Raw genomic sequence first — 7,838 nt, 5'->3', positions numbered from 1 at the left:
TTGATATTCAATAGCGGTATTAATCCACCAGTAAAAATGGCTGAGATGTGTTTCTATAGTTATAACTTTTTAAATTTTAATTTCATTCATGAAAACGTCATTCATTCATGAAATAATTATCATATCCTAAGTCATAAAAGAATTAATATTCTTAACAAGGGTTTAAATTGGATTTAATGATGGATATTTATTTAAATACATGGAGTGGTACGGGTTGGAATTAATAATAAATCTACTCTTCCTTCCCAATGTATTTTGTAATATTTAATGGGGTGAGATGGGGGTTATTTTGGAAGAATATGGTACCATACAAAGCAGATTGTACATAATTTTAGTGGTTAACCCCCCTCAGGATATATTTTGTCTTTGTTGTATAAAAATTTATTTTTTTTCGAACAATCAGTTTATTTACGAACAGTTCGGAAAAATTCGGGTGTAGATAAGTTTTTAAAATAATGAAAAACCACTGTGTACTCTTTGAGCATGAGGATCAAGATAAAAAATTTACGTTGATTTTGGTATTCCGGTAATAACCACTATTTCTTCGAAGAAACATTTTTTTCTGGCTGTTACTGATGCTTCTAATCCTTGTTCATTTAATTTTTCGATTGTTTTGTCAATATCAGATAAAGATGATTGCACCAGTTGAACTCTTCCATTAGGGGTAAGATGGTCCTTTAAACCTTCTAAAAACTGGTCAATAATTTTTCTACCATCATTTCCACCATCCCAAGCATCATCAAGTTCGTCACCAACCCTTTCATCTTCATCTGTGGGTAAATATGGTGTATTAAATAGTACTAGGTCGAATTTTTCATTTTCAACTGCTTCGAACAGACTTCCTTTTCTTAGTTCAACATTGTATGATTTATTGGCAATTAAATTTTTTACTGCGCAATCAATGGCATAAGGATTTACATCAGTAGCTGTCACTGTACTGCAATTTTTAGAGGCTATTATTGCTATAAGCCCAGTTCCAGTTCCTATTTCAAGCACCTTGTCTCTTCTTTCAATTTGAAGATTTTCTGCTAATAAAAAAGTATCTTCTGCAGGTTCATATACTTGGGGATGGGTTTCGTAATGGATTCCCTTATATTCTAACATTAAATTGCCTCATTCATAGTTTATCGAATAAAAATATTTAGCTAATTATCAAGTTTTTAGTAAATATTAAATAACGATTTTTATAATTTTAAGCCTTCCATAGCTGAAGGAAGGCATTCCAAAACATTTGAAAGTCCTGATAGGTGTAAATTAATCATTACTGCCCCTAAAATTTCATCACGAGTTGCACCTTGGTTTTTAGCCATCTGAACATGTAATTTCACACCCATTGGATTTCGATTAGCAGTGTGAATGGCTATAACTGCTAATTGTTTAGTTTTGGCATCCATTCCCTTTAAAGAACGTTGTGCCTCAACCAAATCATTGAAACATCCTGCCAGTTCTGGAAATTCTTCCTGAAATAATTGATAGGGATTTTTATCATTTTCTGAATTTTTATTCATATTACATCTTCTCCAAAACATCTTCAAGTTCACTGGAAATTACTAATATTTCTTCAGGGGTTAGTTTAAAAACTCTTTCCTCAATTAATTTTCCATTTACTTGTGAAATTATATCTCGAATAGAACTTCGGGCAAGGTCCATATCACAAATTTCATGAAATGACTGTAGTAATGCCTTTCCTGATTTCTTTTTTTTATGCTGGAATAAAGCTCGGCAAGTCTTGACAAAAAATTCATCAACATCAGGATTTCTAGTAGGAGTTAATTTAATAACCGCAGAAGAAATCTTAGGAGGTGGTAGAAATGCGTTCTTCGGAACTTTAAAAAGAAGTTCAGTCTGAGTGCAAAGGTTCATCATAACTGAAAGTCGAGAATAATGAGATTCACCTGGTTTAGCAATCATTCTCTGGGCAAATTCAAGTTGGTACATTAAAATAGCAAAATCAAAATCATAACCGAGGAGTTTGAAGGTTATGGGGGATGATATTTGATAAGGTAGATTAGAAACTACTTTAGAAAAATAGGGGAAATTAAGTTTAGTGGCGTCACCCAACAAAATCTCCACATTGGAAATGTCTTTTTCATTAAGTCTTTCCCTTAGAATTGGGATGATACGTTTATCTTGTTCAATGGCCACTACTTTAGAAACTTTTTCTGCCAGGGGGACTGTTAAAGTGCCTATTCCTGCCCCTATCTCCAACACAACATCAGAATGATCGAGATGAGCATTTTCAATTATCTGTGACAAAAAATGATTGTTAATAAGGTAATTTTGGCCTTTCTTTCTGTCTAAACGTATTCGGTACTTTTTTAATAGATTAAAGGTTTCTGTTGCCAACATTTCCCTTATTAAATAATTTTCTTTAGCCTAAAATTTTCTTTTAGGAGGTCTAGTAAAGAGGATATATTTCTTTTTACCTTTCCGATCTTCTGTAGCTTCTAACTCCAACTGAATTCTTTTAACAATCAGTTTCACTGGGTCAGAAAGCATGGGAACTCTTTTTTTCACATCTTTAAAATCCTTAAAAGGAGCTTCTTTACGTGCTTGTATAATATCCCACATGTGTTTTTTTCCAATTCCAGGTAAAAGCTCAATTTGATGTAGTCTGGTGGAAATTGGGCCTGCTTCATTGAAAAATCGGATGAATTTTTCTTCTTTCCTTTTTACAATCTCTTCGAGAACGTAATTAACCTCAATTTGGGCTGTTGATGTCATTTTGTTAAATGGGAGTCTACGATTTACCCTTGCGATTTTGTCCCTCTGTCCTGCACCTATGTAAACCTTTTCATGAATGTCCAAGTTTACATTTTCTTTAGGTGTTAACTCTAACAGGGTGAATTCTTCTGTACCAATGGCTTGAGCCACAGGTTTGCGTTTGTAAGAGTTAGATCCCTCTTTAACATAACCCAGTGGTAGAAAGTCCAGAATAATCGCATAATCCTCCATTTTATCACCCTGACAATGGCATATTTATTATATAAATCATTGATTAAATAATTCCTCTCAGAATAATCTTAATAGGAATAATAATCCTTGAAATTAAGTATTACCCTCAGATTTATTCTTCTCGGTATTTATTAACTATTTTCAATATATTTTCAAGTTCTTCTTTTTTGTGTGAGCCTCTTTCTTTAGCAAAAATTAGTCTCATGTCGTTCATATCTTCAGGCATAAGATCTACTATTTTAATGGCTTGATTCTTTTTTATTATTTCTTCTAACTCAGAAACCAGTTTAGCGGCGTTTTCCACTGATATTTTGGAAAATTTCGTGACATGATCCAATGCCAGATTCTGCTCATAACTTAGTTCATGTAGTTTTTCCCGTTCCTCTAGCAATGGCTTTACATTCACCAGAGGGATCGGATCGGTATCCAGGGTTTTCTTTCCAATCATCCCCATCACTCTTGTATTTTAAGATGTTCAGGTCTTATAATTAGTTTTTTGGCCTTATTTCCATCATTTATTGCAACAATGTATGCACGACCCCTTTTTTCTGCCACTTTGCCGGTTTTCCCATGGAAACGGGGGTGTGGTTGTCCTTTGTGAACACTGGGGTCAATGATTATGTGAACCAGATCATTTTCCTGGAAGGTCTGGATTTTTTTTGTTATGGGGTTGGCTCTTCCTGTTCTTAAACTCTTTTTAAGTTTGTACCTTGTTTTACTTCTAAAACCTCTTGATCTTTGCGTCATTTTTAGTCCTCCACTTCATCAGAAATGGTTTAACTTTTTAATTATGTCCATCGAAAGTATTTTTTTAATCTCTGAATGATCAGTAAACATACACCATCATGATTGTATATATCCATCTTGTAATATGTTCATTAGGTCATTACGTACACAATATGTTATTCACAGAGATTATTAGGATTTACTTTATAATACAGTCCCGTGAAGGGGGTCCCTGTTAATTTAAGATAAAATTCGTGTGAATCTTTCAGTGCTTAATCCTCGGTGAAATCGATTAAATTAATGTTAATAATTTAGAGTTTATAAAACTATCTTTCTATCAATTACCAATTTAAATATTAACTTCTAACACATCCAGATCAACACAAGTGGCTTGGTTTTCTAAAAGTGAGGTAATACTGGGTTTTGTCCGGTCTTCATCCCCAGATATTAGTTCTTTGATGTATAATCCTCCTTCACAATTTATTATTAGTTCAAAATGATTCGAATCAATTATTTTGAATTCAACTTCTTTTACTTCCCGAGTTCGTATTTTATCTGCTCTACGATGAGACACCCGAATTGGTGTTCTCTGCTGGATAATTTTTAAATTTCTCAGAATTTTTAAATCATCATTGGAAATGGTATTTTCTACTTCAACCACCGCACGGTATGTCTTGGAGGTTTCTGTAGAAGATGCTTTTACGCCACTCCGACGTTCTTTTCCTACAAGTTGCAAATTAAGAACTTCGACTTTGCCTTGACAATGTTTATTAATTTTTTCAGTTAATTCTTTCAAATTTAAATCGCGAATTTTTGGCTCTTTAATCTCTAGTACGAAGGGCCTACCTCTACCGAGCATTCTCACATCAATGTCTTCTCTACCTGCACCATGAAATCTGGATTCCTTTCCTTTGCTTACCTGGATCACTCTTTCAGCAATCAATTCTTCAACTGATTCTGGGTATGTTTTGCCTGTGAAATCGCAAAATTTGCATCCTTTACCCCTGCATTTTCTGCAAGGCCATCTCGTTTGAGGGATTCCTCTTATAAGTTTACGGTATCGGCCTTCTATGAACAGTGGGTTTATTTGAAGATCCACTTTACCGGTGGTATAATCCATCATCACTACTAAGTTAGGATTCTCAAATTCTACTTCTTTATTCATATTAAGTGCTAATGCTTTACCAAGTTCTCTGTTGATCTCTTTTTTTATACTTTCACTCATTAGGCCTGTTTTGTCCCAAATAGTTTTTTCTTTCTCCAATATTTCTTTCGGTAAACGGCAACCAACAAGGAAATTTGAAAATTCGATTTTAGAACTATTTATTTCATTGATTATGTATTTTACATCATTTGTAAGAGTTTCAAAGATGTTTTCACATATAAAACATTCTTTACTATTTTCGGGCAAGCTTTTTCCTAGGGTTAACGAATTTTTTAGATTCTGCCCTCTCTCCTGATTATTCTTTCCAGAGATTTTAGGGTAGAAATTCCTACCTAAACAACGATTACAGATATTTCCATCAGTAATTTTTATAATTTCAATAGTTTGATACTCGATATTATTCATTCTATATGTTCCTCATATATTTTTAAATGGGGCGGCAAATAGCAGTATTTACGTAAAATTTCGTTAAATAGTATTTTTCTGGTAAATTGCACAATTGGGGCAATTGCATTTTTAATCATGTAAAAACTATGAACAAAAAAGTGTTAATTAAGCTTATTTGTGGTGATGGGTGATGTTATCGCATCATTTGACGCATCATCTGTCCCAAGGGACCGCCCATCTTACGTTTTCCGAAGCCTTTAATTGCTTTTTTAGTGACTTGGTAATATTTAAGAAGCTCTTTAACATCTTCGTTACGCATTCCAGAGCCTCTGGATATTCTTTTAACTCGGGATTGTTTTATGATTTCGGGATGAGTAAGCTCCTCTTCAGTCATTGAATCCATTAGGATCTTGTATTTGGTTAGTTTCTCTTCAGTTACTTGTGACGCGTTTTTGGGTAATTTTCCACCCATGCCTGGTAGCATATTCATAACTTGTTGCATTGGGCCCATTTTATTCATCATTTCAAATTGGCTGTACATATCTTTCAATGTGAATTTACCGCTTAACATGGCGTCCATGGCTTCAGTATCGACATCTTCTTCAACTATTTCTTCGGCACGCTCAATCAGGGTTTTGATATCGCCCATACCTAGCAATCTGGAGATAAACCTTTCAGGATCGAAAACTTCCAGATCATCAATGCGTTCACCAGTACCAATAAATTTAATGGGAGCTCCAATTTCTGCTACTGCAGAAAGAGCTCCACCTCCTTTAGCCGACCCATCAAGCTTTGTCACGATAATTGATCCGATTTCAGTGGTTTTACTAAAAGCTTGGGCTTGTTCTTTGGCTTGTTGGCCTATTGTTCCATCAATAACTAGCATGACTTCGTCAGGCTCAACAACTGCTGATATTTGTTTCATTTCATTAAGAAGATCTTTTTCTTCTTTGTGACGACCAGCAGTGTCTACAATGATTATGTCTTGGTTTTTATGTTTTTTCAAACCTTTTCGAGCTAAATCCAAGGCGTCATCATTTTTGGGGTCTCCGTATAGTGATATATTCAGGTTTTCTGTGAATTGCCGAATTTGTTCGAAGGCAGCAGGTCTCCACGTGTCGGTACATATAATCGCTGGATTAAAACCTTTTTTTTGCAAATATTTGCTCATTTTACCTATTGTAGTAGTTTTACCACTTCCTTGCAGTCCTATAAAAAGAATTTTGTATGGTTTCTTCTCAATTTGGACTTCGGCAACTTTATCTCCCAGAAGATGCACTAATTCATCGTAAACAATTTTGATTACATGTTCTTTAGCTGTAACACCTTTAGGAGGTTCTTCGTTTAAGGCTCTGTCTTCAATAGTTTTGGATAAATTTAAAACAAGTTTAATATTGACGTCAGACTGGATTAAAGCTCTTTGAATATCTTTAATGACTTCTTTAACTACTTCTTCATCTATTATGGTCATTCCAGCAAGTTTCTTCATGGTTTTAGTCAGATTCTTGCCTAAGTTTCCTAACATAAAATTTCACCAGATTTAGTTCCTTTAAAGAGCTATTATAATTCAATTATTCATTTATATGTAATAAAGATTTGAAGTATTTCTAATCCCTTAATTAATTCATTATTCGTTGTGATTCACCATTTTTAATACATGGGTCTTATTTTTTCATAGGAAATAATTCTATTATCATAAAAACTCTAATTTATATAAAAATATAATTTTAATTACTTCTAGCACACGATATATATAACATATTGAGATATATAAGGATCGTGTAATATGTAAACGTCTTTGTCTTTCAATCCATATTTGGGCGAATTTTTGTGTTAAAACATGTAATTTAGTCTTTTCAGTTTTTTTAAAATTTATTCAATTGATTATCAATTTTTAATACAAATTAAATAAAGTAACTCTGAACTAGCGTGTAAAAATAACTAATATCTGAAATTGATTATTTATACATCAAAACTTAAAAATGTTAATATTTTAATGGTGTGATGAAATGTTCGAAAAACTGGTCGAAAGTCTGATAAACTCTCCTATTGTTAAAAAAGGCGATTATGACTATTTTGTAAACCCTATTACAGATGGAATTCCTTTGGTTGATTCAGAATTGCTTCAAGAAGTATCTGAAGCTGTTTCACAGTATGCAAACATTAATGTGGATAAAATTGTGTGCGTGGAAGCCATGGGAATACACTTAGCTACTGCACTTTCCTTACTCACCGATATTCCATTTGTAGTCGTGCGAAAACGTTCCTATGGTCTGGAAGGGGAGATTGCAGTCCATCAGACTACTGGTTACAGTGAAGGTGAGTTATATATTAATGGTATTAAAAAAGGCGATCGTGTTTTTTTGGTGGATGATGTGGTGAGCACAGGAGGTACCATGGCTGCTGTAATCAAAGCACTAAAACACATCGGGGCGGACATCATTGATGTAATGGCCATAATCGAAAAAGGTGAAGGTAAGGAATTTGTGGAGAAGGAAACAGGAATCAAAGTTCATTCACTGGTAAGGGCAAACGTAATCGAGGGTAAAGTAACAATAGAGGCAATTACAGCTCGAAAAAATAGTCCTTAGAAAGTACGACTAAT

General features: G+C 33.9%; 9 protein-coding genes. 1 reads left to right on the top strand and 8 read right to left on the bottom strand.

Translation table 11 applies throughout. The features are described 5' to 3' along the window. Nucleotides 1-504: 504 nt before the first annotated feature. The 8 genes from GXZ72_01885 to ffh all read right to left on the bottom strand — a co-directional run bounded on the left by GXZ72_01885 (nucleotide 505) and on the right by ffh (nucleotide 6,758). The gene (locus GXZ72_01885) at nucleotides 505-1,104 is read right to left on the bottom strand and encodes a methyltransferase (protein HHT18300.1); all 600 of its coding nucleotides are present in this window, start codon (nucleotides 1,102-1,104) and stop codon (nucleotides 505-507) included. Between the two features lie 80 nt (nucleotides 1,105-1,184). Further along, a complete protein-coding gene (locus tag GXZ72_01880; protein HHT18299.1) occupies nucleotides 1,185-1,508 on the bottom strand; it encodes a carboxymuconolactone decarboxylase family protein in 324 nt (107 codons plus the stop codon). Nucleotide 1,509: 1 nt separating this feature from the next. Continuing rightward, nucleotides 1,510-2,349 carry a 16S ribosomal RNA methyltransferase A gene (locus tag GXZ72_01875; GenBank protein HHT18298.1) on the bottom strand — a complete coding sequence of 280 codons (840 nt, stop codon included), beginning with the start codon at nucleotides 2,347-2,349 and terminating at the stop codon, nucleotides 1,510-1,512. A gap of 27 nt (nucleotides 2,350-2,376) precedes the next feature. Further along, the gene (locus GXZ72_01870; GenBank protein ID HHT18297.1) at nucleotides 2,377-2,955 is read right to left on the bottom strand and encodes a DUF655 domain-containing protein; all 579 of its coding nucleotides are present in this window, start codon (nucleotides 2,953-2,955) and stop codon (nucleotides 2,377-2,379) included. A gap of 112 nt (nucleotides 2,956-3,067) precedes the next feature. Continuing rightward, a complete protein-coding gene (locus tag GXZ72_01865) occupies nucleotides 3,068-3,403 on the bottom strand; it encodes a DNA-directed RNA polymerase subunit F (protein HHT18296.1) in 336 nt (111 codons plus the stop codon). Nucleotides 3,404-3,408: 5 nt separating this feature from the next. Further along, the gene (locus GXZ72_01860; protein ID HHT18295.1) at nucleotides 3,409-3,702 is read right to left on the bottom strand and encodes a 50S ribosomal protein L21e; all 294 of its coding nucleotides are present in this window, start codon (nucleotides 3,700-3,702) and stop codon (nucleotides 3,409-3,411) included. Between the two features lie 328 nt (nucleotides 3,703-4,030). Further along, entirely contained in the window at nucleotides 4,031-5,251 is a 1,221-nt protein-coding gene (locus GXZ72_01855; GenBank protein HHT18294.1) for a tRNA pseudouridine(54/55) synthase Pus10, read from the bottom strand. 175 nt (nucleotides 5,252-5,426) lie between these two features. Further along, complete coding sequence (gene ffh / locus GXZ72_01850; protein ID HHT18293.1) at nucleotides 5,427-6,758, bottom strand: signal recognition particle protein; 1,332 nt, start codon at nucleotides 6,756-6,758, stop codon at nucleotides 5,427-5,429. Nucleotides 6,759-7,242: 484 nt separating this feature from the next. Here ffh and GXZ72_01845 point away from each other — a divergent pair, with 484 nt between their 5' ends. After that, the gene (locus tag GXZ72_01845; protein ID HHT18292.1) at nucleotides 7,243-7,824 is read left to right on the top strand and encodes a purine phosphoribosyltransferase family protein; all 582 of its coding nucleotides are present in this window, start codon (nucleotides 7,243-7,245) and stop codon (nucleotides 7,822-7,824) included. The last annotated feature ends 14 nt before the right edge of the window (nucleotides 7,825-7,838 follow it).

The sequence above is a fragment of the Methanobacterium sp. genome (assembly GCA_012838205.1).
In the GTDB taxonomy this organism is placed as follows: Archaea; Methanobacteriota; Methanobacteria; order Methanobacteriales; family Methanobacteriaceae; genus Methanobacterium.
Note: the sequence above shows the minus strand (reverse complement) of the source record. Positions and strands in the feature narration are given on the sequence as shown.